Source organism: Petroclostridium sp. X23 (genome assembly GCF_030013905.1).
Taxonomy (GTDB): Bacteria; Bacillota; Clostridia; order SK-Y3; family SK-Y3; genus X23.
Window position 1 is genome coordinate 4,035,834 of record NZ_CP124862.1, and the last position, 26,303, is coordinate 4,062,136.

General features: G+C 38.0%; 23 protein-coding genes. 20 read left to right on the plus strand and 3 right to left on the minus strand.

From position 1 onward, the window contains the following. Positions 1-130 precede the first annotated feature (130 nt). The 7 genes from QKW49_RS18965 (at position 131) to QKW49_RS18995 (ending at position 7,878) form a co-directional block, all read left to right on the plus strand. Positions 131-919, plus strand: a complete 789-nt coding sequence (locus tag QKW49_RS18965; protein ID WP_282868183.1) for a polyphosphate polymerase domain-containing protein — start codon at positions 131-133, stop codon at positions 917-919. After that, positions 868-1,554 (plus strand): DUF4956 domain-containing protein, encoded by a 687-nt coding sequence (locus QKW49_RS18970; RefSeq protein WP_282864208.1) that lies wholly within the window; start codon positions 868-870, stop codon positions 1,552-1,554. The genes QKW49_RS18965 and QKW49_RS18970 overlap by 52 nt, the downstream gene beginning before the upstream one ends. Before the next feature lie 226 nt (positions 1,555-1,780). Further along, the gene (gene lipB, locus QKW49_RS18975; RefSeq protein ID WP_282864209.1) at positions 1,781-2,476 is read left to right on the plus strand and encodes a lipoyl(octanoyl) transferase LipB; all 696 of its coding nucleotides are present in this window, start codon (positions 1,781-1,783) and stop codon (positions 2,474-2,476) included. Between the two features lie 26 nt (positions 2,477-2,502). Beyond that, positions 2,503-3,360, plus strand: a complete 858-nt coding sequence (gene lipA / locus QKW49_RS18980; protein ID WP_282868185.1) for a lipoyl synthase — start codon at positions 2,503-2,505, stop codon at positions 3,358-3,360. A 103-nt stretch (positions 3,361-3,463) separates the two neighbouring features. Further along, positions 3,464-4,231: an MBL fold metallo-hydrolase gene (locus tag QKW49_RS18985; RefSeq protein WP_282864210.1), complete on the plus strand. Its 768-nt coding sequence runs from the start codon at positions 3,464-3,466 to the stop codon at positions 4,229-4,231. A 253-nt stretch (positions 4,232-4,484) separates the two neighbouring features. Further along, on the plus strand, positions 4,485-5,435 hold the full coding sequence (locus tag QKW49_RS18990; RefSeq protein WP_282864211.1) for a hypothetical protein: 951 nt from the start codon (positions 4,485-4,487) through the stop codon (positions 5,433-5,435). A gap of 334 nt (positions 5,436-5,769) precedes the next feature. Beyond that, entirely contained in the window at positions 5,770-7,878 is a 2,109-nt protein-coding gene (locus QKW49_RS18995) for an amino acid permease (RefSeq protein ID WP_282864212.1), read from the plus strand. Positions 7,879-8,005: 127 nt separating this feature from the next. On the opposite strand, the gene QKW49_RS19000 is transcribed toward QKW49_RS18995, so the two are convergent. Beyond that, the gene (locus QKW49_RS19000; protein WP_282864213.1) at positions 8,006-9,862 is read right to left on the minus strand and encodes a methyl-accepting chemotaxis protein; all 1,857 of its coding nucleotides are present in this window, start codon (positions 9,860-9,862) and stop codon (positions 8,006-8,008) included. Positions 9,863-10,090: 228 nt separating this feature from the next. Between QKW49_RS19000 and QKW49_RS19005 the strand changes: the two genes are divergently transcribed. The 13 genes from QKW49_RS19005 to QKW49_RS19065 all read left to right on the plus strand — a co-directional run bounded on the left by QKW49_RS19005 (position 10,091) and on the right by QKW49_RS19065 (position 23,914). Next, the gene (locus QKW49_RS19005) at positions 10,091-11,140 is read left to right on the plus strand and encodes a PocR ligand-binding domain-containing protein (protein WP_282864214.1); all 1,050 of its coding nucleotides are present in this window, start codon (positions 10,091-10,093) and stop codon (positions 11,138-11,140) included. 41 nt (positions 11,141-11,181) lie between these two features. Continuing rightward, complete coding sequence (locus QKW49_RS19010; RefSeq protein WP_282864215.1) at positions 11,182-11,655, plus strand: chemotaxis protein CheW; 474 nt, start codon at positions 11,182-11,184, stop codon at positions 11,653-11,655. A 309-nt stretch (positions 11,656-11,964) separates the two neighbouring features. Next, the gene (locus QKW49_RS19015; protein ID WP_282864216.1) at positions 11,965-12,240 is read left to right on the plus strand and encodes a hypothetical protein; all 276 of its coding nucleotides are present in this window, start codon (positions 11,965-11,967) and stop codon (positions 12,238-12,240) included. Positions 12,241-12,450: 210 nt separating this feature from the next. Next, positions 12,451-12,582 (plus strand): hypothetical protein, encoded by a 132-nt coding sequence (locus tag QKW49_RS19020; protein ID WP_282864217.1) that lies wholly within the window; start codon positions 12,451-12,453, stop codon positions 12,580-12,582. Beyond that, entirely contained in the window at positions 12,579-13,034 is a 456-nt protein-coding gene (locus tag QKW49_RS19025) for a PDC sensor domain-containing protein (RefSeq protein ID WP_282864218.1), read from the plus strand. The genes QKW49_RS19020 and QKW49_RS19025 overlap by 4 nt, the downstream gene beginning before the upstream one ends. A 186-nt stretch (positions 13,035-13,220) precedes the next feature. Beyond that, on the plus strand, positions 13,221-13,670 hold the full coding sequence (locus QKW49_RS19030) for a MarR family transcriptional regulator (protein WP_282864219.1): 450 nt from the start codon (positions 13,221-13,223) through the stop codon (positions 13,668-13,670). Between the two features lie 37 nt (positions 13,671-13,707). Beyond that, on the plus strand, positions 13,708-15,435 hold the full coding sequence (locus tag QKW49_RS19035) for an ABC transporter ATP-binding protein (protein WP_282864220.1): 1,728 nt from the start codon (positions 13,708-13,710) through the stop codon (positions 15,433-15,435). Further along, positions 15,432-17,306: an ABC transporter ATP-binding protein gene (locus QKW49_RS19040; protein WP_282864221.1), complete on the plus strand. Its 1,875-nt coding sequence runs from the start codon at positions 15,432-15,434 to the stop codon at positions 17,304-17,306. The genes QKW49_RS19035 and QKW49_RS19040 overlap by 4 nt, the downstream gene beginning before the upstream one ends. Before the next feature lie 289 nt (positions 17,307-17,595). Then, entirely contained in the window at positions 17,596-19,845 is a 2,250-nt protein-coding gene (locus QKW49_RS19045) for an ATP-binding domain-containing protein (protein WP_282864222.1), read from the plus strand. 67 nt (positions 19,846-19,912) lie between these two features. Continuing rightward, the gene (locus tag QKW49_RS19050; RefSeq protein ID WP_282864223.1) at positions 19,913-22,225 is read left to right on the plus strand and encodes a GAF domain-containing protein; all 2,313 of its coding nucleotides are present in this window, start codon (positions 19,913-19,915) and stop codon (positions 22,223-22,225) included. Next, positions 22,218-22,856, plus strand: coding sequence for a response regulator transcription factor (locus QKW49_RS19055; protein WP_282864224.1), 639 nt, complete (start codon positions 22,218-22,220; stop codon positions 22,854-22,856). Before QKW49_RS19050 ends, QKW49_RS19055 begins: the two co-directional genes overlap by 8 nt. Positions 22,857-22,983: 127 nt before the next feature. After that, positions 22,984-23,388, plus strand: a complete 405-nt coding sequence (locus tag QKW49_RS19060) for a response regulator transcription factor (protein ID WP_282864225.1) — start codon at positions 22,984-22,986, stop codon at positions 23,386-23,388. Next, positions 23,372-23,914, plus strand: coding sequence for a sigma-70 family RNA polymerase sigma factor (locus QKW49_RS19065; protein ID WP_282864227.1), 543 nt, complete (start codon positions 23,372-23,374; stop codon positions 23,912-23,914). The genes QKW49_RS19060 and QKW49_RS19065 overlap by 17 nt, the downstream gene beginning before the upstream one ends. A gap of 60 nt (positions 23,915-23,974) precedes the next feature. Here QKW49_RS19065 and QKW49_RS19070 read toward each other — a convergent pair whose 3' ends face one another. Further along, on the minus strand, positions 23,975-25,171 hold the full coding sequence (locus tag QKW49_RS19070) for a GGDEF domain-containing protein (protein WP_282864228.1): 1,197 nt from the start codon (positions 25,169-25,171) through the stop codon (positions 23,975-23,977). 143 nt (positions 25,172-25,314) lie between these two features. Further along, complete coding sequence (locus QKW49_RS19075; RefSeq protein ID WP_282864229.1) at positions 25,315-26,277, minus strand: hypothetical protein; 963 nt, start codon at positions 26,275-26,277, stop codon at positions 25,315-25,317. Positions 26,278-26,303 lie beyond the last annotated feature (26 nt).

The window sequence follows — 26,303 nt, forward strand, 5'->3', positions numbered from 1 at the left end:
TTATGAATTGTTAAATCTATGTAAAATTTTTAAGGTTCATTTAAGGTGCACTGTGTAGAATGAAAGCAACAACAATGAGAACAAAGTAGAAAAGCAGAAATGGAAACTTTTCAAAGGAAGGTGCAGAATGATGGCGATAGAAGTTTTTAACAGATATGAAAACAAATTTTTACTTGATACCGAAACTTATGAAAAAATTCAAGATAAGCTAAATGATTATATGGAGCTTGATGAATACAACAAGAACCATCAGCTCTATACCATCAGCAATATATATTTTGATACCAAAGATAACCATTTAATAAGGACCTCGTTATCCAAGCCTAAATACAAAGAAAAACTCCGTCTCAGGGCATATGGTGTCCCTCAAAAGGATGCAAAGGTATATTTGGAAATCAAGAAAAAGGTGTGTGGACTGGTAAACAAAAGAAGGACCACATTAGAACTCAGTGAAGCGTATGATTTTGTAAGTACAGGCATAAAGCCTGAATGGAAAGAGTATATGAACAAGCAGGTTCTGAATGAAATAGAATATATGTTAAAGATATATGACATTGAGCCAAAGCTTTACTTGGCGTATGATAGAAAGGCCTTATTCAGCAAAGAAAGCCGTGATCTAAGGATTACATTTGATACAAACATAAGAACGAGAAGACATGATTTAAGACTTGAAGCCGGTGACCATGGAGAGAAATTGCTGGACAATGAGCGGTGGCTTATGGAAGTTAAAGCGGAAAAAAGTATTCCCGTTTGGTTATCAAAACTGCTTTCCGAATACAGAGTATTTAGTACCGGTTTTTCAAAATACGGAAAGGAATATGAAAAAACACTGCTTAATAATAAAAAGTTTAAGGGGGAAGAAAATATATGTTGGAAACAATACTTAACACAACTTCGGTTAGTACCTCAATATCGCTGACAAGTGCAATAGTAACTATTCTCGTATCATTTGTATTAGGCGGGCTTATAAGCTTGACGTATATGAAAACATGTGCCAAAAGCAGTTATTCGCAGAACTTTTCACTAACATTAGTGCTTGTACCTACGGTGATCGCAATCATTATCCTGTTAATAGGAAGTAATGTTGCAAGAGCATTCAGTTTGGCCGGCGCCTTTTCAATCATCAAGTTCAGGAGTGCCCCGGGTGATCCTAAAGACATTGCTTATGTACTCTTCACAATGGCGGCAGGACTTGCCAGCGGAGTTGGATTTTACGGATACGCGGTTTTGTTCACGGTAGCTCTTTGCCTGCTGATGGTAATTCTTCATTTGATGGATTTCGGAGCAAGGAAAACATCTCAGAAATTGCTTAAAATTACCATTCCTGAAGATTTAGACTATGAGGGTGCATTTGATGAGATATTCGAACAGTTTACAACTGGTTATGATCTTAGGAAAATTAGAACCACAGATTTAGGAAGTCTGTATGAGCTGGTTTATACAGTCATAATGGATAATAAAGTGAGTCAAAAACAGTTTTTGGATGCGTTGCGATGTAGGAACGGTAATTTAAATATTACATTATCAATGTGTGCTGATACTGCAGAGTATTAGTTTAATGATTCAAAAAAGTCGCTGGAGTCATATGACTCCAGTGACTTTTTACGAATATGAAAAAGAAATGAGTAATTGACCGGAATGTGAAAACATGATAAAATCATTAATATTAACGATAAAAAATAACATTATATTGTAATTTTTTATCAAAGATACAATAAGACATGTTTAATAATCAATATAAATGTCCTATATGATATATGAAGATAAGGGGATGATGTGTATGGTCGTTCAAGTTGTAAATTTAGGATTAATAGACTATAATGAAGCTTTGGATATACAAGAAAAAGTGCTGACGTTAAGAATGCAAGGAGACATACAAGATACACTGTTATTACTGGAACATTTTCCTGTATTGACAATGGGACGACGTGCCGCACAGTCTAATATACTAGCATCAAAGCAGTTTTTAGAAGAGCAAGGTATTCGGATTTATGAGGTGAGCCGGGGTGGGGACGTGACATACCATGGACCGGGTCAATTGATAGGATATCCCATTTTTGACCTTAATAACTTTGGAAAAGATGTACGTAAATTCGTAGGAAATATAGAAGAGATCTTTATTGAATTGCTTAAAAAGCAATATGATATTGATGCCGGAAGAGATCCTGTGCATACGGGGGTATGGGTCGGACAGGAAAAGATCACTGCGATTGGTTTTGCGATCAAACGCTGGGTATCAATGCATGGATTTGCGTTTAATGTTAATACGAATATGGAGCACTTTAAGTGGATTGTACCCTGCGGGATTGGGGACAAGGGAGTTACTTCCCTGGAAAAGATATTGGGAAAAAAGCAGGATTTTGCTAAAACGGCAGAATTGGTAACGCAGTGCTTAGCTAAGGTCTTTGATGTAGAAATTAAAATGTTGGAAAGACAACAGTTTTTACAAAAGTTAAGTATATTGCAGAAACTGTAATATTAGTGCTAGGGGGAGTGGGGATGTTGAATATAAGAAAGCCTGAATGGCTTAAGGTTAAGTCTTATAGCGGAGAGAATATGGATTTTGTTCAAACCATATTAAATGAGCTTTCATTGAATACAGTATGTCAAGAAGCCAGTTGTCCCAATCGTATGGAATGTTACAATAGGAAGACTTCTACTTTTATGATTATGGGGAAAATATGTACAAGAAACTGTACTTTTTGCGGAGTAGAAAAAGCACAAGTACAGCCGTTAGACCCGGAAGAACCCCTACATGTGGCACAGGCTGTCAAGGAACTGGGCTTAAAACATGTTGTGGTGACGTCGGTAACCCGTGACGACTTACCGGATGGTGGAGCCGGACATTTTGTGAATGTGATTGAAAAAATAAGGGATTTGAATGAAAAAACCGTTGTAGAAGTGTTGATTCCCGATTTTGACGGGAATGTTGATGCTTTATCCAAAGTCATTGATGCAAAACCCGAGATTATCGACCATAATATGGAGACTGTTCCAAGACTTTATGCCACGGTAAGACCCATGGCACAATATCAACGTTCATTAGATTTGCTGGAGAATGTTAAGCAAAAGGATAACAGCATATTAACGAAATCAGGGATCATGGTAGGTCTTGGAGAGCATGAAGAAGAAGTTATTCAAGTGCTTAGAGATTTGAGAAAAGTAAAATGTAACTTTTTAACCATTGGTCAATATCTGCAGCCTTCAAAAAAACATCATTCCATTGTAGAATATATACATCCAGATGTGTTTGAAAGGTATAAGGAAATAGGATTAGAGATGGGATTTGATTATGTGGAATCAGGGCCGTTGGTGAGAAGTTCCTATCATGCAGATAAAGCGTATAACACCCGAACCTAGCTTATCGTACAAAGTTGGATTTGGTAAGAAGTAGTATCGGAACTATCTCTTTTATGATATGCTTAGAACATAATCTAACGGTACAGATCAAGGAGGATATACTTTGAATCATTTAAACAAATTGACGTATATATCTAATGCGGGTGTCATGTTAGAAATAAATGAAAAAAAAATACTAATCGACAGCTTTTGTAATCCAAGGATGCCTATATACAAACGTATCCCTGATGAAGTAAAGCAGCAGATCATGCTAGGCATTTCACCATTTAACGATATTGATATGTTATTATTCACACATCACCATACCGACCATTTTGATGCTGAGAGTGTAGAAAGTTTTATGGAGCGCAATGAAAAAGCCTTTGCGCTAGCGACCCCTCAGTCTATGATGATGTTAAATAGTGTTTTTTTCGATTCGAAAGAAAGCAGGTTGATAAAAGTAGAACCTAAAAAGTATCAAACAGAAGATATCCATTTGAACGGGATTGATATTCAAGCCATATCCATGCTGCATATGGGCAAGGAATATGAAGAGGTTGAAAATTTTGCATATCTCATTAATGTAGGAGGAAAGAAAATCTTACATGTGGGCGATGCAAAACCTGCCCAAGAGAATTATATGGATCTGAATCTGATACGAGAGGATATAGATTTGCTGATAGCGCCCTTTCCCTATATCAGTATTGCGGCCGGCAGGCAAATGATTGAAAAGTATATCAGGCCAAAGAATATCGTGGCAATGCACCTTCCCTATAAGGAACTTGATAGTGACGGTTGGATAGATGCGGCGAAAAAATGCTATGAGAAAGTGCGGGATAGTTTTCCGCGCACAGTATTCTTAGAGGAAATCGGTGAGTGTATAACGATATAGCTCAAGATAATGTTAAGGTTTGTTGTGGATTTTTAATATAATTAGCAGTATATAACAGCGCACTTTAGATAAAAAGTTTATTGAATAAGATGCGAAAGTGTAGTACTATAGTATATAAATAGAACGATGATGTGAAAAGCATAGAATTGAACAGTATATGTTTGAATGTGTTGAAGCAACGGTGCAGTGAATTATTCATTGCGCCTTTTTATTTTTTCTAAGAAATGATCATGCATAATGAAGGGGTGAATTTATGAATGAGTTGGCAACAAAATATGGGATGTTGTCTGGGATATCTTCTGCAGAAGTATATCCTGACGGAAGTATCAAGGAGTGTATTCTGGGTGAAGAAAACAGTATTAATACGCTTTATGGGGCGCTAATACCTCAATACGAGAATGATGGTGTAAGGCGGAAATATATCAATTCCTTATCCTTTTATCAGAACGGAAATTTAAAAAGTATTTCTCTTCAGTCACAAACAGATATAAGCACAGAAGTTGGTACTATACCGGCGGAGCTTGTCACATTTTATGAAGACGAAAGTATTCATCGCATATTTCCGTTAAACGGGAAAATGTCAGGGTATTGGACTGAAGAGGATGAGTATGAATTAGCCCGTGAATTTCAGTTCGAATTCTCGTTTGGTACATTTAAGAAAAAAATCATATGCATACAGTTTTATGAGAATGGAAGCATCAAAAGTTTGACATTTTGGCCTAAAGATACTGTAACGCTGCAAACCCCGACAGGAATGACCGAGACGCGTATAGGGATTGCAGTATATCCTAATGGTCAAATCAAATCGGTAGAGCCTGTTGAACCTGTTCCTGTAGATACATGTATTGGGCGAATCCACGCATTTGATGCCAATGCCATTGGGATCCATGGGGATATCAACTCACTGAACTTTTATGAAGATGGAAGGATAAAATCTCTTATTACTTCAACCGATAGAATAGAAGCTATAGACCATGATGGAAACAAGAAAATATTTAAACCTTCATATAAGCCCAATCTATTTAATGAAAGCATCATGGATCTGGTACCCCTCAAGATTGATTTTGACGATAATAAAGTAATGATTGATGATGGGACGGAACATGAGTATTCGATAGATCGATGTTCTTTTTCTATTACACGCGTTGTAAAAGAAGCAGGATCAAAATGCAGCGGATGCTCCGGCTGTTCAGCATGCGGATAAGTTGGTGAAATATAGTTTATAAGTGTGAAGAGGAAACATCTAAGCGGGAGGGGATGTTTTCTCTTTTTTAGATGGGATTTAAGTTTTTTATTATATTTATTGAATACGTGGTATATATCAAATGAATGATCTTATGCCAATGGGATAAATCAATGCAATTTACAGATAGTAAATTGCATTGATTTATTATATAATTTATGCTAATGTTGAAAAATAATATAACTCGGTGTGCTAACTTAGTGATACTGTAAGGATAAAGGAGTTCGTCCTTTATGTAAAGCTAAATAGAACAACCGGTTAATATAATAAACTTTTAGATAATTGGAGGAATAGCATGGAGCAGAGTAAAAGATTAAGAACATTTGATGGTGTTTTTACACCTACAATTTTAACTATATTAGGAGTAATCATGTACCTGCGATTAGGGTGGATTACCGGTAATGCAGGCTTTTTAGGTACGCTGGTAATCATTCTTATCGCACATATAATTACCATTTGCACTACGTTATCCATGTCTTCGATGCTGACCAACATTCAGATAGAAGCAGGAGGTGCTTACGCTATTGTGGCGCGTTCATTGGGGTTGGAAATGGGTGGAGCGATAGGGATTCCGCTGTATCTTTCACAAACCATTTCAGTCGCATTCTATATATCAGGATTTACAGAGTTGTGGGTATCTATCTTCCCGGAACATCCTATGTGGTTAATTGGTGTGATCACTTGGCTTGTACTGGCGGGTATATCTATGGTTAGCGCTACACTTGCTTTTCGCCTTCAGTATATTGTATTGGCTGCCGTAGGAGTTTCGATTTTTTCCTTTTTACTCGGGCCTTCTATAAATACTGAAGGAATCACTTTAATAGGAAAATTTGAACAAGCCGGTTTTTGGGAGACATTTGCTATTTTTTTTCCCGCTGTTACAGGGATTTTAGCGGGGGCGTCCATGTCGGGTGAGCTGCAAAACCCCAAAAAAAGTATCATCAAGGGTACTCTGGCAGCAGTATTTACGGGATTAGGGGTTTATATACTTTTAGCGTTTTGGTTCGCAAGGCAAGCTTCACAGGAGATGCTGCTCTCAAACAGTTCTATCATCATGGAGTTGGCGTTTTCAAAGCCGTTAATTATTGCAGGGATTATGGGTGCCGTACTATCGTCGGCTCTTTCTACTTTGGTTGGTGCACCTAGAACTTTAGCGGCGCTGGCAGACAACAGGACCATACCTTTTGCTAGAGAATTAGGTGCGAAAGCAGCGAATGGTGAGCCCCGTAATGCGGTATTAGTATCTTCGGTCATCAGCCTTGCTGTTATTTTACTAGGGAACTTGAATAGCCTTGCAGAGCTATTGACACTTTTTTTCCTTACAACTTATGGTATGATTAATCTTGTTGTATTTTTAGAACAGTTTATAGGTGTGACTAGTTTTAGGCCTCGTTTTTTGCTCTCGATTTTGGTGCCTATTATAGGGTTCTTAGGTTGCCTATTTGCAATGCTTCTCATTAACCAGTTATTCACTCTGGTTACGCTTTTTGTTGTTGTTTTTATCTATTATATTCTTAGCAAAAAGAACCTTGTATCTCCTTGGGGGGATGTGCGGGGTGGTGTCTTTACGGCGGTAACCGAATGGGCGGCGCAAAAGGCGATGTCTATGCCCTATCATCCTCGTCTTTGGAAGCCTTCTATTGTGATACCGGTTGAAAAACCCGAAGATTTCAGACGTATATCGCGATTTGTCAGGAGTTTGATCTATCCATCGGGTAGGGTATACTATCTGACCATCTGCGGCGAAGGAAACTGTGTGCAAGATACTGAGCACAGTGTTGATGAACTGCTGGTTCCTTTGAAAAGTGAAAACCTATTTGCACATAAAGTGATTATCAGAGGTGGGGAATTTAGCAGGGATTTTCAAATTATATTGCAAAGTATGATGAGTACTTTTTTACCTCCTAATACGGCTTTCTTTACTATCAGCAACCAACCCGAAAAGCAGGATAAATTTAATGTGCTGTTGAATAGTTTGAAGAGTTTGAAAATCGGTCTCATGTGTATGCATCTTCATCCTAAATATGGGCTAGGGCAGGAAAAGAGAGTTAACTTATGGTTAAGAGACAGAAGTCCCAATACAAACCTGGCTGTTTTAAGTGCACTGCATTTGAGCAGAAACTGGAATGCTTCTTTATATTTAATAAGAGTTGTAAAAAACAGCGCCGGGAAAAAGAGAGCTGAAGAGGAACTGATCCAATTTGTAGAGGATGCGCGCTTGCCTAGAAGTACAGAAGTGAAGGTGATCATTGGTGAGTTTTGGAGCGTTGTTGAAAATGAGCCGGCAGATCTCAATATTTTTGGCATGCCTAACGGATATGAGCAGATGATGGACGTCATCAGGGTATGTCCTAACAGCATTCTGTTTGTAGCCGATTCAGGATTGGAAAGCGCATTGGTTTAAGTAATGCAGACATTTGATGCACAAGCGAGAGTAGAAATTCCAGATTAAGTTGATATTGCCTGTAGAAAGATTTTATTTATATTATATCTTCCTACAGGCAATAGTTTTTTATCTATAATTAAAATCATTATTCGATTTTTAAATGGTGTACAGTGGATACTAATTCAGCCGCTATCTTATCTAATTCATCAGCAGAAGCAGCAATTTCCTCTGAAGCAGCATTTTGTTCCTGTGATAAAGCCAGTACCTGGTTATAAGCTGTAGCGGTTTGATTGATAATACTTGATATTCCTTCTATAGATTCTTTAACTACTTCAGTATCTTTTGTCATATGAGTTGAGGATTTAACAACTTCTTTAATCTGCTCTGAAATCTGCTTTATCGACGAAATAATATCACTAAAGGCAGTTTCTGTTTTGGTAATTTCTTGCTTTCCAATATCTATCTCTTTCTGATTTTCACTTGTAGAAAGTATAACGTTCTCAATTTCCTTTCTAATGCTATTAATGAATTGGGAAATGCTTTGTGAAGACTTATTGGTCTCTTCAGCTAATTTACGTATTTCTTCTGCAACTACTCCAAAACCCTTTCCTTGTTCCCCTGCTCTTGCAGCCTCAATGGCCGCATTTAGAGCTAATAGATTTATTTGTTCGGATATAGAAGAAATTATCTGTACAATATTACTGATTTTATCAGAGCTTACATGCAGATCTTGAATTACCGATTGAACATGATTGGAGGAATCCTCTATTTTGTTCATTTGGATAATAGCGCCGCTTACTACATGTTTACCTGCATTTGCAGACTCGGTAACTGCCGTAGAAACATTATGCATATGCAATGTAGCTTCATTTACTTTATCTAAGGTAGTCTGAAGCTGCTTAGCTAGCGAGTTAGTCTCATTAATATATTGTACCTGTTTTTCAGCTTCACAAGTTATTTGTTCAATGGTTTTTGCGACCTCACTAGCGGAAGCGCCACTTTCTTCAGCAGTTGCAGCTAATTGCTGAGTAGATGCCGATACTTGAGAGGATAATATAGTAATATTTTTAGCTATATTTTTAAAACCTATCAACATATTGTTAAATGATTCAATCATTTGCTGTATCTCGTCACCGCTGGCTTTTTTATAGGTGATGCAGTGCTCGCAATCTTTTAATTTCCTTGCTAAATTTTCCTGGACTTCGCCCCTACAATGAGTTCCGGATATTTGCCAGCAACGAAGATTATCACTGTTGTAAGCAGGACACGATTTCGTCTCGCAGTGCAGCAATTTCCAACAAGGCTTAAGTTTTTTATTTTCAATAAGCGAGGTTAAATCACCGGTTTCTGCCTTTTTCATGGATAATACGATTTTTTGTACCGTATTAATAATACTGTTCATAGCTAACATTAATAAACTTAAAGATACGGCCATCACAGCAACTATTATTGCCACTATTTTATACGCAAAAGGCTTCATAATGCTTTTTATATTTTCCTCGGGGATACCTACAAAAAACATACCAATGATGTTTCCGTCGTCGTCTTTAATAGGTTTGTATTGTGTAAGAAAAGGTTTGTCTACAACCATGGCTTTCCCGTGGAAACTTTTACCTTGAGTCAGTACCGTATTTATTACTTCAGGGGAAGCCTGCGTGCCGATTGCTCTAGTACTATCTTCGTTTATTACATTTGTCGATACTCTCGTTTCATTTAAGAAAATCGTTACATATGAACCTGATAGTTTATGAATAGTATCTATCAATTCATAGTTTTCATTAATTAATGTGCTCCCTTTATACAAGGTGTCATTTTGAATATTCCATACTCCTTTATATTCTTCATCAATTAACTGATAAGCAATGTTCATTTCTGATAAGAGTACTTGGTTGGTAAACAGCTCGTTCGTTTGAAAATATACCAGGGTAGATAGGAGTAAGCCTAGGATAGTAAATAAGCTTATTACTATGAATAATAGCTTGCTTTTTAGTTTCAGATTCATATGATGGCCTCCTTTGATAATGATATAGCAGTTCGTGTTGTAAGTATAAGACGTATACTAGTATAGTTTCGACAAAAGTTTAACAAATCCTGCAAAAGACGTGTGATATTATCAAATTTATCTGTTGATTATCGAAAAAAATCATCAAATATTAGAGGGTTTTGTAGAAATATGTCGAAATATATTATTAGTAGTAACCAATATTTACTATATGAGGGGGAGCAAAGGATGAGTAACAGAACTACCGAAATGAATAACGTTATTGATTTAAGCAAGGTGAAACTCACAGACATTATTGACTTGGAATTTCTGCAAAAATTCCAGGATGACTTTGCGACAGGAATAGGTCTGGCCAGTGTTACAGTAGATTTAGACGGAAACCCCGTAACAAAACCAAGCAAGTATACAAGGTTTTGCATGGACTATACTCATTCAACAGATATTGGTGATAAGAGGTGTGCCGAATCCCACCGCAGAGGGGGAGAAGAAGCGGCAAGAACAGGGAAACCTTATGTTTATGAATGTCATGCCGGATTAATAGATTTTGCAGCTCCTATTATGTTGGAAGGAAAACAAATCGGTACGATACTTGGGGGACAGGTTTTGACAGACTCACCTGAATTTGAAAAATATGAAAAAATAGCTAAAGAAATTGGTGTAGATTCCGATGCATATATGGAAGCGGTTAAAGAAGTAAAAACCTTGTCTAAAGAACGAATCGAAGCAGCTGCAAACGTTCTTTGGATTGTAGCTAATAATATTACTAAGACGTGGTATGATCAGCATAAACTAGGAGGCATGGCGGGTATTTTAAACGAAGGTATTACCCAAATATCGGCGACCATGGAGCAGATGGCTGCCTCTGCAACCGAAGTGAATCATAACCAAGCGTTGCTAAATAAAGAGATTCAGAATGTAAATACTTTAACAGAGCAAATAAATGAAGTAATCGACTTTATCAAAGAAATCGCGGATGAAACCAGACTTTTGGGATTGAATGCTGCAATAGAAGCAGCAAAAGCCGGGGAAGCAGGATTAGGATTCGGGGTTGTGGCACAAGAAATACGGAAACTTTCAAGTGATTCAAAACAAACTGTCAATAAAATTAAAGAATTTACGTTAAATATAAAAAAGTCGGTCAGCAAAACAGTCGAAATGGCAAATTCAACAACAGATGCGACACAGCAGCAAGCAGCAGCCATACAAGAAGTGAGTGCAGGACTGGAAGAAATGAACAGTCTTTCCGAAGAATTGGATAGTCTGGCAACAAAAGCGTAACAGGAATTTATCATCTTAAAAAAATAAATGAGGTGAGTGTGATGGCATTTGTTCAGTTGGTTACTTTTGAATTGTGTGGAGGAGAGTATGGTATTGATATCAATTCAATTAATGGTATTGTAAAAAGCAAGAGCTATAAAGTTATTAAGGTACCCAATTCACCAAAATATTTGGAAGGGATTATTAACCTTAGAGGCCGTATTAATCCTATATTTAATTTAAAGAAGAAATTTGATATGGATGATAAAACTATTAATGAGGACAGCAAAATTATTATCGTGAATAATGAGGAGGCTACGGTTGGATTTATTGTAGATGAGGTAACCGATATTTTCAAGCTTAATGATGACGATATTGAATCTGTACCTGGCAGTATAAACGGTAATGACAGAGCATATATAAAAGGAATAGCAAACTTTGAAGACCGAATTATTTTAATACTTGATCTTATAAAAACTATGTCGGATGATGAAGTACAACAGTTAAGGTCTATCTCGGATATGGATATGCAGTAATAGTCCGGTTGGGAGATTGAGGTAATGATTGGATAGAATTTTTATTGAATGATTTGAAAATAACTGACACAATATAGTAACACAGTATATATTTATGATAACATTGGATGAATAATATTGGATATTAAAGTTATGCAAAGGCGCGGTGATTTTTCAACGTGCCTGTTTTATTTCATATGATAAAGAATTCATTTTGGAGAGGACGGAGAAAAGGAAGAGATTTGTATTGGGGTCAATGAGTATGAGGTTATTGTGAAAAAAATGAACTTTATGTAGACTAAGTGCATAGGATATATTGAGGTGAGCAATATGGATTTATCTTTTACCTTGTTGATTCCTATCGTGTATGCATTAGTCGAAACTCTTGAAAAGTTTGGCTTGAAAAGAAAATATGCGCATTTGCTGGCTATTCCGTTAGGGATTTTGGTAAGCTTTTTAGGTCTTGATAATCTTTTGATAAGAGAGTATGTTTTTTATGGAATTCTTATCGGGGTAGGGGCTGTAGGAACTTGTGATACCCTGTGTAATGCAGTAGGCGTGCTAAAGGATGAGAAAGATTCAAATGCCAATGAGAATAAAAAATGACAGGCATAATGCCTGTCGTTTGAATATATAATAAATATTTTTGAAAAAATAAAGATAAATCGAATTGTGCATTGTATTTTTTTCAATTTTATATTATCATGGATTTTACAGAATAAAATATAGACGATGAAGTCTTAGGAAAAGCTATGCCCTGAAAGTATGAGAACAGGCGTAACTTTTTTTAAGGTTTTTTATTAAGGAGAAGTATACATGGCCCTTGAATATGGGGCACATATGCTTCAGGGGTACTATTTTGCCAAGCCGGATTTTATTGATAGCGGGTTTATTGCAAGCCTGAATTCTAAGGTAAATGTACTGCCGATCATTGGAAAAACTATATGAAGAAGAAAATGAAGAGTGAAAAGCGGTATAAAAGATTGATAGACTCTGTCATAAGTAATCTCGTTTTTGAATTGGAAAAAAGCGAATCGGAGGAATTTGACAGACTGATACTACAATTCGTACGTGATAATGAATGGTTAAATATTAAATGCGGCTACATACTTAGTGAAAAAGGTATTCAGGTTAGTAACACCATTTTCAGCAGTGAGAGAAAGGGTCATCGTAAAGGTCTGATGTATTATCCATCAAGCGTTGGTGCGGATAATTCTCTTAAAAGATATTATTATGAACTGATTAATTTTAGAATGAACAAGTATATATCGGATCCGTATATCTCTCATGCAACCGGGAGTGTATGTGTCACTGTTTCCTCAGTGTTTAGAAATACAAACAATACAAGATATATTCTATGCATAGATATTGTAAATGATTGCATCATAAATACAGTTTGAACATTCACCGATACCGGCCCAAAGGCCGGTATTATCTTTCAAGTTTAAATATATTCCAAAATCCTCATGGTAGTATTGTTATTAATTCAAAAATTTTACTATTGACGTATTGCATATATAATTATATAATTAGGTAGGCAACCTAAATAAATGATTGCTCAGTGAAAAAATATTAGAGGTGAGAAGATGGATCGTAATAATAATGAGACTGCGCAGCGGCTTGTGGAATGTTTTTCTCGGTTTCATAGAATAAATTGGCATCAGAAGCCCATCGTGGGATTAAAACACAGCGAGATTAGGGTTTTGTTTTGTATCAAAAAGGAAGTTGGGACGGATGCTACCGGAATAAAGATTTCAGAGATTAGTAATACTTTAAGAGTTACTTCTCCTACCGTAACTCAACTGGTAAATGGCCTTGAGTCTAATGGATTTGTGGAGCGTAGTATAGACCCGGAAGACCGGCGTGTAGTTCAAATAAGACTTACAGAGAAAGGAGAAGATGTGATTAAAAAGGCTTCGGATGCATTTCATGCTTCATTAAATGGTTTGGTTGAATATTTGGGACAAGAAAAAAGTGCAGCGCTTATTGAGCTCTTATCAGAGGTATTTGTTTATTTTAATGAAATCAAAAAATAAAACTATTGAAAGTTTAAGTGACCGGAGATGATCATGTATGATTAGATTATTTAGATTCTTAATACCATATACACTTGCAGTGGCCGGTGTTTTGGTGCTTACGCTTATCCAAACCCTTTCCCAGCTGTATCTTCCCACACTGATGTCAGATATTGTTGACAAAGGGATCATCAGTGGTGATATAAATTATATTTATAGGATTGGTGGAGGGATGGTACTTGTGGCTGCTATTGGTGCTGTGAGCACAATCTGGACCAGTGATCTTTCATCCAAAACGGCGGCCGGATTCGGCAAAAACCTACGAAGTATGCTATTTTCTCATGTTCAAAATTTCTCTCTGCGTGAGGTAGATAAGATAGGAACAGCATCACTCATTACAAGAACCACCAATGATATTACGCAAGTGCAGCAGGTAACGATGATGATCCTGAGGATGATGATCAGTGCACCCATGATGTGCATAGGTGGAATTATCATGGCAGTATCAAAAGATCCTTCGCTTTCGCTTGTAATTATGGCAGCTATTCCAATTCTTATTGCAGCCATTGTTATCATCGCAACCAAAGGGCTACCGCTATTTAAGGCAATGCAGCTAAAGTTGGATAAACTAAATCTTGTTGTGCGTGAGTACCTTATAGGAATAAGGGTAATTCGTGCATTTGACCGCATTGATTATGAAAAGAGACGGTTTGGCGGTGCGAATAAGGACTTGGCTGATACGGCCATCACGGTGAATAAAATTATGGCCGCTTTAATGCCTATCATGACGTTGATTCTTAACTTCACAACGGTTGCGATCATTTGGTTTGGCGGTATTCGTATTGATAATGGGAGTATGCAAGTAGGAGATCTTATGGCTTTTATTCAGTATGTGATGCAGATTATGTTTTCTCTTATCATGGTTTCCATGATGTTTGTCATGTTTCCCCGTGCATCCGTTTCCGCAGCCAGGATTAACGAAGTGCTGGATCTCGTGCCTGAAATCAATGACCCGGTACAAGTTAAGAATACAGGCAATAAGCGAGGTCTTGTAGAGTTTAAAAATGTCAGCTTCAGTTATCCCGGTGCGGAACAGCCGGCGGTAGATAATATTTCTTTCCATGCGGTACCCGGTGAAGTTACTGCGATTGTAGGGAGTACCGGTTCGGGGAAAACAACACTGATTAGTCTTATTCCGCGTTTTTATGACGTAGAGAGTGGCAGTGTATCCATTGATGGTGTGGATGTTAGGGATATCCCTCAGAAAGATCTTAGAGCTAAAATGGGTTTTGTTCCTCAAAATGTGCTTCTTTTTACCGGTACCATTGAGGATAATATAAGATTCGGAAAAAAAGATGCCTTGGATGATGAAGTAAAGCATGCAGCAGAAATTGCACAAGCAACCGAGTTTATTTCAAGTATGCAGGATGGTTTTGCTACCCAAGTTGCACAAGGAGGGACCAATGTTTCCGGCGGACAGAAACAAAGGATTTCCATCGCGCGTGCACTCATCAGAAGACCGGAAATATATATATTTGACGATAGTTTTTCTGCGCTGGATTTTAAAACCGATGCGAAGCTGCGTGCTGCGCTTAAGCAAGAAACGTCCCATGCGACGGTACTCATTGTCGCGCAAAGAGTCAGTACTGTTTTAGGGGCAGATCGTATTGTTGTTTTGGAAAATGGTCATGTGGTTGGGATGGATAAGCATAAAGAGTTATTAAAGACCTGCGAGGTATATCGTGAGATCGTATCCTCACAGCTTTCGGAGGAGGAGATTGCATGAGTGAGCAGCATAAAGAATACAAATCCGGTCCAACACCTCCAAGAGGTCCTATGGGAGGACATCGTATGGCGATGGGGATGCCGGCGGAGAAAGCAAAGGATTTCAAAGGTACAATCAGAAGGTTGATGAAATATTTAAAACCGTATCGATTCCGCTTTTTTTTAGTATTGGTTACGGCTATCCTTAGTACGGTCTTTAATATTATAAGTCCTAAAGTGATGGGGAAGGCAACAACCGAGCTATTTGAAGGTGTGATGATGAAATACAAAGGTGTACCGGGAGCAGGAATTGATTTCGATTATATATTGGGAATTATTACTGTTTTAGTGGGACTTTATATTGTGAGTGCGGTATTTGGTTATATTCAGCAGTCCATCATGGCAGGAGTTGCGCAAAAGACAGTTTTTGATATGAGAACAGATATTAACGATAAGCTGGCAAGGCTGCCGCTCAAATTTTTTGATGTACGCACCCATGGGGAGATCTTGAGCCGTATAACCAATGATGTCGATAATATTGCCAATACATTACAGCAGAGTTTGACCCAGCTGATTACCGCGGTCGTTACCCTAGTGGGTATCGTGATTATGATGTTGACCATTAGTCCGATGCTGACCCTTGCCTTAGTCATTACCCTGCCTTTCTATATCATGGTAACAAAAGCTATAGCAGCACGGTCGCAAAAATATTTTGTAATGCAACAAAAAACACTGGGGAATTTGAATGGTCATGTTGAGGAGATGTACACCGGACATAAAATCGTAAAGGTTTTTGGACATGAGGATGAATCAATCCGCAAATTTGATGAAATCAATGAAAAGCTCTATGAAGCAAACCGAAAGGCTCAGTTTATCTCAGGGATTATCATGCCGCTGATGAATTTTATCAATAATATCGGGTATGTACTTGTATGTGTAGTTGGAGGTATTTTTGTAACCAAAAGAATGATTGAAATCGGGGATGTACAGGCGTTTATTCAGTATTCCCGGCAGTTTACGCATCCCATTATACAGACGGCAAATATAGCGAATATTCTCCAATCTACAGTGGCATCCGCCGAGCGTGTTTTTGAACTGCTGGATGAGAAAGAAGAAATCCCTGACAATGAGGATGCTAAAAAGCTGGAGTTTCCGAAAGGAGAAGTCAAGTTTGCAGATGTTGGATTTGGTTACAGCAAAGATGTTACACTTATTAAACATATGAATATAGATGTGAAACAAGGAGAAACCATCGCCATCGTAGGGCCTACAGGGGCAGGAAAAACTACACTTGTAAACCTCTTGATGCGTTTTTATGAAATAGATGACGGCAGAATTACAATTGATGGAATAGATATTAGACATATGAAGCGAGGAGAACTGAGAAGTATTTTTGGCATGGTGCTTCAAGATACCTGGCTTTTCAATGGAACCATCAAAGAAAATATCGCATACGGACGTGAAGGAGCGACTTTTGATGAGGTGGTTCAAGCCGCACAAGCAGCGCACGCTGATCACTTTATCAGAACGCTGCCCGATGGATATGATACTATCCTTAATGAAGAAGCCTCTAATATCTCTCAAGGGCAAAAGCAGTTGATTACCATCGCGCGCGCGATTCTTGCCGACCCTGTCATTCTTATTCTTGATGAGGCGACAAGCAGTGTGGATACCAGAACCGAGCAGCTGATTCAAAAGGCCATGACTCGGCTAATGCACGGAAAAACAAGCTTTGTGATTGCGCACAGACTTTCCACTATTCGTGAAGCGGATTTAATACTTGTGATGAATAACGGCAGCATTATTGAAAAGGGAAATCATCAGCAGCTTATGGAAAAGGACGGGTTTTATGCAGATCTCTATAAAAGTCAGTTCTTAGGTGCACAGGCCTGATGAAGTAATATGCTGGCTTTCATTGAGACAGTTTTGGTTATATAAACAGAACATAGGAAAATACTATTGTATATAAAAAGAGAGCTGTGAGTGTGTTTTGAACTCCCAGCTCTCTTTGGTATTTAACGCATGTGAATTATAAAAAAATTCTTTACAAGAATATCCTTTTATTGTATAATATAAAAATACTTAAACCTAACACAATTATAACATTGAATCAACAATATCATTGTATCATAGTATAAGTTTAATGTCAAGAGGAGTTTTAATAAATATTGGAGGGTAAAGAATGGATAGCTACCATGATCAGCTTGTGGAAGAAAAACAGTATCTAAGGCAAGTTATAGCATTAATACAAAAGGAATTGTCAATGGAGACAAGCCACCTATCAAAAAGAAAAAACGAATTAGTTGCATCAAGAAAAGAGATGTGGGAAAATACAGTTCATTTCACTACTGACTTTGAAAAGTTGACGGAGGTGAATCAGCATCTTTCTGAAGTCACAAACCAAACCGCGTCCTATGATCATACCAGAAAACGTCTTGATAGGTACCGGCAGATGGCAAATTGTCCTTATTTCGGAAGATTTGACTTTGCTGAAGATGGTTGTAACGGGGCTGAGAAAATATATGTGGGTCTTTATAATCTGATGGATTCTGAAACGCATGATATATTTGTTTATGATTGGCGTGCACCCATTTCAAGCATATTTTACAGATTTGAACCGGGAGAAGCGAGATATCATACACCTTTTGGCGATATTACCGGGAATGTGCTATTAAAAAGGCAATATAAAATTAAGGGGTCAGAGTTGAGTTATTGCTTTGACTGCAGCATAAGGATCAATGATGAAGCATTACAAGAGGTATTAAGCCGCAATGCATCAGCCAAGATGAGAAATATTGTAGAAACTATTCAAAAAGAGCAGGATATCATCATTAGAGATACCGAAAATGAGATTCTTATTGTTCAAGGTGTAGCTGGCAGCGGAAAGACATCCATTGCCCTGCATAGAATAGCATTTCTGCTTTATCAAGGGATGGACTCGCAAATTGGTTCGAATAATGTTATTATTGTTTCGCCTAATGCGCTGTTCAGCAAATATATATCCGGTGTATTGCCCGAACTGGGGGAGGATAATGTTAACCAAATTACCGTTGAAGAAATTATTGACGTATGCTTTGACAGCAAGATGAAGATACAGACAAGGAATGAATTTCTGGAATCGGTGATTGGATGTAAAGAAGATGCTGGCAGAAGCTTTATGCAGCAGGGAGTAGAATTCAAAGGATCTAGGAATTTTAGGATGATTCTTGATAAGCTATTATGGCATTTTGAACATAGACTGGTTCGGTTTGAAGACGTATACTACAGTGGCGAAGTGGTGGAGACCAAACAACAACTCAAGAATTCTTTTTTAAATAATAAGATTGGCTTGCCAATGGCAAAACGCCTGAAGAGGCTTGAGAATAAAATATTGGAAAAAGTGCGCCCGCTTCAGAAGATAAGGCTTGAAAAAATTCAAAAGATTGTTGAAAAAAATGGAGAACATCAATTTGAGATTAAATCCTTTAGCCGCTTGTTATCTATTAAAGATACAAAAATCTTTTTGGAGAGACTTCGTACATTTACACAGGTTGATAGTTTAAGCCTGTATCAAAAGCTTTTTGAAAACCAAGAGCTGTTTTATAAGGTTGCTCAAGATATCGCGCTGCCTGAAAATATTCAACATATTATTTCAAGTACTGCTGACAGGCTTCAAAATGGGCAAGTGCTTTATGAAGATGCTTTGCCGCTGTTGTATCTGAAGCTAAGGTTAGAGGGGACGGACTTATACTCAGAGATTAAGCAAGTGGTGGTTGATGAAGCCCAAGATTATTATCCTATGCATTATGAGATTTTAAAGATTTTATTTCATAATGCAACTTTCACGGTATTAGGAGATGTTCATCAGACAATAGAGAGGAATGTTCAAACATCTCATTATGAAGATGTCGTCAGTATTCTTAACAAACGTAAAGCGGTCAAACTATTTTTGAACAAAAGCTATAGAGCTTCCTTCGAAATCAATACTTTTGCACAGAAGATATTAAATGTCAAACAAGATTTTGTATCTTTTGAAAGGTATGAAGCTGCACCGGCAGTTGTATATGAACAGACAGAAAGACTACTTGAACAGACCGTGATGCGGGATATTACAGACTACCTTCAACAAGGGTTTGAATCTGTTGCCGTCATATGCAAGACGCAGCAGCAAGCAGAAGAGTTATATCATACTCTCAAGGAACACAGTTCCATCAGAATTTTGAATGAAGAAAACAGCGAAATTGAAAAAGGAAGCGTAATCATACCGGTATATAAGGCCAAGGGGTTAGAGTTTGATGTTGCACTTGTTTACGGTGTGAATGATGAAAACTATTCAAGCGATATGGACAGAAATTTACTTTATATATCTTGCACCAGAGCACTCCATCGGCTGGGACTTTATTATACCGGACAAAAGAGTCCGCTTTTATCTAATATAATGTGTAATACTTGATATTTTTTTTATATTAGGATAGAATCACACGTATATGTAAAATATTTTTAAGCATGGGGGGATACCTGTGTCCTTGAGTGAAGTGTCGGAGCTTAATCGGGTTAATGAGAAACTTAAACGGGAAATTGCGGAGCGTAGAAAAGCGGAAGAGCAATTGGAAAAACACAATCATCTATTATCTACGTTGTTGGATGTCTCCAATCTAGTATCTTCTACATTAGAGCTAAGGTTGTTATTGGAAGCGATTCTAGATAGATTAAAAACAATTTTGGACTACAAGGGTGCGAAAATATTTGCACTGGAAGGTGAGATTCTAAAGGTAGTAGCCCATAGAAGCTTTTTAACAGAAGATCAGGAAAAAAAGTATTCAGCCCATTATAAACATATCCCATTAGGGAAGCAATTAATCGTTGATAAACAACCTATCGTCATATCTGATGTGCAGAGTGACACTCAATCTGCAATAGAATTCAGGGAGAATATCACAGGTCTATTGGGAGATGCGTTAGCATATATACGCTCATGGATCGGGATACCGTTGATTATAAAGGATCGGGTGATTGGATTGCTTACAATAGATCATAACATATCCGGCTACTATCTTCCCAAACATCTTGAAATCGGTATGACATTTGCAAATCAGGCAGCGATAGAATTTGAAAACGCGCGGTTATATAATGAGACTTTGAAACAGGCGGATGAATTAAAAACCATGTTAGCTGTACAGCAAGCGATTACAAGCCGTTTGGAACTTGATGCCGTCATGAAACTTATTGCTGATGAAGCAAGAAGATTAACTGCGTCAGAGCGTACGGCGGTATTCATGGTTGAGGGCAGTGATTTGATTCTATCTGTGGCTTCAGGACAGGATACCAAAAGGTTTTTGGATTATAGAATGCCCATAAAGCAATCTATATTAGGGCAGGTACTAATACATGGTAAGCCGATGACTGTAAACGACGCACAAAGCGATCCGGTTGTTTATCCCGGCCTGGTGATGAAGGCAGAAGTACGATCTTTTTTATGTGTACCACTCACTGCAGGTTCAAGGCATATAGGAATTATTGCTGCAGCAGATAAAACAACCGGAAACTTCGATAGTGGAGACGAACGTATATTAAGTATGCTTGCGTCGGCAGCGGTGATTGGGCTTGAGAATGCACGTATGTACCAAGAAGAGCGGCAGCGGCATTTGGAAGATAAACAACGCCGGCGTGTTGCAGAAGGTTTAAGAGATATCCTTACTATTCTTAACTCCAACCGTCCATTGGTCGAGATACTTGACTACATTGTAAATCAAGCCGCAAGGTTAATGGATACGGATACCGGGGCACTATATCGGCTTCATAAAGAGAATAGTATACTTACTATCCAAGCTGCGTGCGGTTTGCCGGAACAATATGTGAAACAGATGGATGTGCCGGTTGGAATGGGTGTTGTAGGCCGGGCAGTCATGGAGCGGAAGCCCATCGATGTAGCAGATATGAAAGGTTATATACCTACAGATTTTTCACATGATACAAGAAGAAAACCTCACTTAACGTGGTTGGAGAACAACTATCGTGGATTGTTAGCTATTCCGCTGTTGTGCAAGGAGGAGATTTATGGTGGTATTGTCTTATATTTTCAGGATATACGGGTCTTGACAAAAGAGGAAATTGATTTAGCGATGACATTCGCCGATCAAGCTGCGCTTGCTATAGATAACGCAATGTTAAGAGCTCAAGCTGAAGAGATGGCTGTGGCTGCCGAGCGGAGCAGACTGGCACGGGACCTTCATGATGCGGTAACACAGACACTTTTCTCAGCCAGTCTTATCGCTGAAGTGCTTCCGAAAATATGGAATAAAAATGCCGATGAAGGCAAGAAAAGATTAGAAGAACTCCGCCAGCTTGCACGTGGAGCACTAGCAGAGATGCGGACCCTGCTTCTTGAATTGAGACCCGCTACGTTGGTTGAAGCAAAGCTGGAAGAATTGCTTAAACATTTAGCGGAGGCAACAACCGGTCATGCGCGTATTCCTGTTACACTCACTATTGAAGGGCAATTTGATCCACCGACGGATGTAAAGATCGCATTCTATCGTATAGCGCAAGAAGCACTTAATAATATTGCCAAGCATTCGGAAGCCAATCAAGCTATAGTAACATTAAAAGGCGATTGGGATGCAGATGAAGATTGCAATGTTATGAAGCTAACCATCAGCGATGATGGGTACGGTTTCAATCCAAATGATGTATCGGGAGAACACTTAGGTCTAGGTATTATGCAGGAACGTGCCGAGGCAATTGGCGCACAATTGAGAATTGATAGCGAGATAGGACGAGGGACAAAGATAGTTATATATTGGGATTTGAATGGGGGTAAGGTGGATGAGTGATGTGAATAAAATACGTGTGGTTTTAGTAGATGACCATAAAGTTGTAAGAAGTGGCTTGAGTGCATTTTTGATGGTATATGATGATCTTGAACTTGCAGGTGAGGCTTCCAATGGGAAAGAAGCTGTGGAAGTTTGTTTGAGACTGAAGCCGGATATAGTACTCATGGACCTTGTTATGCCCGAATTGGATGGTGCTGCCGCTACCCGCATGATACGTGAAAAATGTCCTCAAACCCAGGTGATTGTACTAACAAGTTTTAAAGAAGATGATCTTATAGAAGCAGCTTTACAAGCCGGAGCTATTGGCTATCTGTTAAAAAGTGTCTCTGCTGACGATCTGGTTTCGGCGATACGTTGTGCAAAACGCGGGCAGCCGACATTATCACCGGAGGCAACCCAGGCCCTTATTAGATCATCAATGCGTTCCGAATCCCATGTATCTGAACTAACTCCAAGGGAGAAGGAAGTATTGCGTATGATGGTAGAGGGACTTAGTAATCCGGAAATTGCAGACCGGCTTATTATTAGCAGATCCACAGTGAAGTTTCATGTCAGTAGTATCCTATCAAAGCTGGAGGTCTCAGGGCGAACGGAAGCGGTAGCAATAGCGATTCAGAACAAACTTGTTTAAATACCTGGCCTGTTGACCAGGCTAAAGACTATCCACTCGGTTCAATAAAGTCTCCCCACATGATTGAAGAATATGGGGGGATTTTATTTTATAATAAAAGCATACAAGTACTATTGGAGTGGTATAAATGAGAATATTACTGGCGGATGATGAAAAATATGTACGATCAGCTGTGAGAATAATACTTGAGCAGCAATCCGGGTTAAATATCGTGGGAGAAGCTGCGGAGCTGGATGGACTTATAGAGCAGATCAGCGAAAAAAAAGCTGATCTGGTTTTACTTGATTGGGAGCTGCCAGATTCTAGCATATCCGGTGTTATACCTATGCTTAGAAAGTTGTCGCCGAATTTGAAGATTATTGCGATGAGCAGTAGACCGGAAGCGTCAAAAGCTGCGTTAACAGCAGGGGTAGATGCTTTTGTAAGTAAAGGAGACCAGCCTGAGAGGCTTCTTGAGGCTATACGTAATATCAGGGTGGAATTATTATCGTCCAGATTTTCCGGAGGTGAGAGTAATGTCAAGCATGTCTGATCATCAATTAGTAGAAAAATGTATACAGGGAGACCAAGATTCATTTGCCGAGTTGGTGCACAGGTATAAGAAGCTAATTTATTATACAGTATATTACTATATTAAAGATCGTGAAGAAGTTAACGATGTTGCTCAAGAAGTATTTGTCAAAATCTATAAATCTTTAAACCGTTATAATTCGGAATACAACTTTTCAACATGGTCTGTAGCCATTGCAAAGAATCTTTGTGTTGACATTATCCGTAAAAAGAAATTGAAGGTAACAAATATTGATGAGTATGAAAGCTTAACAAGAGATGATGATACTCCGGAGAAGCAATACCTCAGCAAGGAGCGTGCTGCCCAAGTGCACAAGGCCGTTGAAAATCTACCTGAAAAGTATCGGACTTTGATTATTCTATATCATCAGCATGGGTTATCTTACAAAGAGATGGCGGAAAGATTGAATAAGCCATTATCTATCATAAAAAACAGATTACATAGGGCGAGGGTGACATTGAGAGAGAGTATGTTAAAGTGTGGATAATTCAGCTATCTACTCATCACTCTTTGTAATTGTTTATTAAAGCTAAATTTCCAAAGCAATCTACTTAGGGTGATTTGCATAAAATGACTTATGTGAGATAGCATTTCGGCCCTTCTTTTTGGAAAGATACAAGCCTTCGTCTGCAACAGATATAATTTGTTGAACCGTACTGCCGTCCTGCGGAAAAGAAGAAATGCCGATTGATATCGTAAATTGCGGACTGGAGGAATTCATAACATTTTTTCTTAAACGTTCACCAATGAAAAAAGATTCTTGTGTGGTTAGTTCCGGCAGGATAATAATAAATTCATCACCGCCATATCTGCCTACACAGTCTTCTTCTCTAATACTCTCAGTCGCAATAGATGCAAGTTTCATGATACATTTATCCCCTGTAATATGACCATAGGTATCATTAATACTCTTAAAGTTATCGATATCAAACATTAATACTGAAAACTCTTTATACTTACCGGTATGAATATACGTTTCGATGATATTTAGGAGGGCTGTTTTGTTATAGGTATCTGTTAACGTATCTTTTTTTGACTTTTCAAGCAATTTGTTATTATGTTTTTCAATTTCAAACGTTTTCTTTTTAATCTCGTTTTTTAAAGCCATGTTAAAATCTGATATGATCTTATCTGCTTGTTGGATTTTATCAGTAATGATTTTTTTTGTTTGAATATAGTAATGAATAAATATCATCAAAAAGGCAGTGGCATGAAGGAAAGAATGCAATGCTGGGCCCGTTCCGGTTTGTAGGAATACCTTTATTGGCAAACACACTGCTAACAGGAACAGGCCATAATATAACGGTGTTCTATTACATTTTGAGCGCATGATTACCAAGAGGCACGATAGAGAAAAAACAGATGCAGATATAATCCCCAAAGTAAATGAGGGGGTAGTGATAGAGCTAAATTGTATCGATAAACGGTATAATAATGCAGGATTAAGCAAAGCTATAATATAAAAAATATTGTTTTGAGAAACCTTTTTAAAAGAACGTAAAAAAAACAAAGTAATTAATCCCAAGTCTGATAAAATCAGTTGAACAGTAGCAATACTATCAAACTTATGAGGAATATCATGAAAAACAATGATCCCATTGATGATCATAGGAGTCAGCAATATCAATGAAGTGTATCTGAAGTCATTCTGTTTATCTTTTATTAAAGAAATTAAAACTATAATGGTAAATGATAGACAAAAAGCTACCCAACTATTAAATAGGTCAAGTAATTCGTAGTTCATGCTCATTTCTCCTCATTTCTTGTTTAATTATTATATAATATAATGAGGTATATTACCAGTACATTATTTAGTGGGGAGTGAGGAGAAGGGAGTGAGGAGTCTTTAAGCTCTCCTCACTCCCCTCTCCTCACTAAAGCAAAGTATTATTTATTTTCTATTTCTTCTTTTAGAGATGCTAATTTTTCTTTTGATGGAGAATTCTGATTAATATATAGTCCAAGTTCTATGGCGGCGGAGGCATCCCTATAAGCTCCGGCGTTTATCAGTGATTTGGTGAGGTTATACCAGTGATTAAGGTTTCCCGGTGTCTGTTTAGCTTTTTGTGCGAAGTAGGGAATGACATTTCTGTGATAATAGTCCGCAGGGACTGCAGCAGGTGCAAGTTCCTCGCCATTCCAATGAAGGACCTTGATATCATACTCTCCTGTTTCGGCTTCGTTCCATACGGCCAGGCGCGCAGGACGTATTTCTCCGTTTTGCGATTGATCCAGTACTTCAAATCTGCTGTAATTAAGATCAATCATTTTATTCGCTGCTGCATTATCAAGTGAATATATTTCAAGAATTGGGGATGCTTTTGATTTTGTACTGCTGAGCAGCAGTTGTTTCTTTCCTTCGTTCATAATATCCGCAAAACCTATATAGTGCATGGTATTGGAATCATTATTTGTAATCCTGGTGAGTTCGTTCCAGCTTTCATTTTGCTTCTTTAAAATAAGCGTAGTAGTTTCATTATTTAGTGCGTATGAAGCAATCATTTCGTTTTGTGAGTCTCCGTCCAGATCAGCAAACTGAATTTGTGACGCGCCTAGAGGATACTTTGGTGTCAAAAGTTTGGCGTTTTCGGGCAAGAAGCCTTGAACGATTGATTGATAGTTTTCTTTTGTTGGCTTTTGTGTAATTTTAGTTATTGATGATGATATATTGCTCATCAATTTTTGAAGTAGGTTAGGACCCGACGGACGTTGTCTTCTCATAAGCCTTGGCTGAGGACGTGGTCTTGATATTCTTCTTTTTCTGGTCAATGAAGTACGACTATTTTTTTTATTGGATAATAGCGTCTTTCCTGCCAGTGCAAGTCCTACTACGTGTATAGGAATAGGCATTTGAATCGCTCCTTTTATTATTTACT

What these genes read in the sequence shown, in the direction of transcription:
- QKW49_RS19075 (WP_282864229.1), bottom strand. Translation starts at nt 26,277, where the DNA reads ATGCCTATTCCTATACACGTAGTAGGACTTGCACTGGCAGGAAAGACG.
- QKW49_RS19045 (WP_282864222.1), top strand. Translation starts at nt 17,596, where the DNA reads ATGGATAGCTACCATGATCAGCTTGTGGAAGAAAAACAGTATCTAAGG.
- QKW49_RS19030 (WP_282864219.1), top strand. Translation starts at nt 13,221, where the DNA reads ATGGATCGTAATAATAATGAGACTGCGCAGCGGCTTGTGGAATGTTTT.
- QKW49_RS18995 (WP_282864212.1), top strand. Translation starts at nt 5,770, where the DNA reads ATGGAGCAGAGTAAAAGATTAAGAACATTTGATGGTGTTTTTACACCT.
- QKW49_RS19025 (WP_282864218.1), top strand. Translation starts at nt 12,579, where the DNA reads ATGAAGAAGAAAATGAAGAGTGAAAAGCGGTATAAAAGATTGATAGAC.
- QKW49_RS19000 (WP_282864213.1), bottom strand. Translation starts at nt 9,862, where the DNA reads ATGAATCTGAAACTAAAAAGCAAGCTATTATTCATAGTAATAAGCTTA.
- QKW49_RS18990 (WP_282864211.1), top strand. Translation starts at nt 4,485, where the DNA reads ATGAATGAGTTGGCAACAAAATATGGGATGTTGTCTGGGATATCTTCT.
- QKW49_RS19040 (WP_282864221.1), top strand. Translation starts at nt 15,432, where the DNA reads ATGAGTGAGCAGCATAAAGAATACAAATCCGGTCCAACACCTCCAAGA.
- QKW49_RS19010 (WP_282864215.1), top strand. Translation starts at nt 11,182, where the DNA reads ATGGCATTTGTTCAGTTGGTTACTTTTGAATTGTGTGGAGGAGAGTAT.
- QKW49_RS19015 (WP_282864216.1), top strand. Translation starts at nt 11,965, where the DNA reads ATGGATTTATCTTTTACCTTGTTGATTCCTATCGTGTATGCATTAGTC.
- QKW49_RS19065 (WP_282864227.1), top strand. Translation starts at nt 23,372, where the DNA reads ATGTCAAGCATGTCTGATCATCAATTAGTAGAAAAATGTATACAGGGA.
- QKW49_RS19070 (WP_282864228.1), bottom strand. Translation starts at nt 25,171, where the DNA reads ATGAACTACGAATTACTTGACCTATTTAATAGTTGGGTAGCTTTTTGT.
- lipB (WP_282864209.1), top strand. Translation starts at nt 1,781, where the DNA reads ATGGTCGTTCAAGTTGTAAATTTAGGATTAATAGACTATAATGAAGCT.
- QKW49_RS19005 (WP_282864214.1), top strand. Translation starts at nt 10,091, where the DNA reads ATGAGTAACAGAACTACCGAAATGAATAACGTTATTGATTTAAGCAAG.
- QKW49_RS18965 (WP_282868183.1), top strand. Translation starts at nt 131, where the DNA reads ATGGCGATAGAAGTTTTTAACAGATATGAAAACAAATTTTTACTTGAT.
- QKW49_RS19060 (WP_282864225.1), top strand. Translation starts at nt 22,984, where the DNA reads ATGAGAATATTACTGGCGGATGATGAAAAATATGTACGATCAGCTGTG.
- QKW49_RS18970 (WP_282864208.1), top strand. Translation starts at nt 868, where the DNA reads ATGTTGGAAACAATACTTAACACAACTTCGGTTAGTACCTCAATATCG.
- QKW49_RS19035 (WP_282864220.1), top strand. Translation starts at nt 13,708, where the DNA reads ATGATTAGATTATTTAGATTCTTAATACCATATACACTTGCAGTGGCC.
- QKW49_RS19020 (WP_282864217.1), top strand. Translation starts at nt 12,451, where the DNA reads ATGGCCCTTGAATATGGGGCACATATGCTTCAGGGGTACTATTTTGCC.
- QKW49_RS19055 (WP_282864224.1), top strand. Translation starts at nt 22,218, where the DNA reads ATGAGTGATGTGAATAAAATACGTGTGGTTTTAGTAGATGACCATAAA.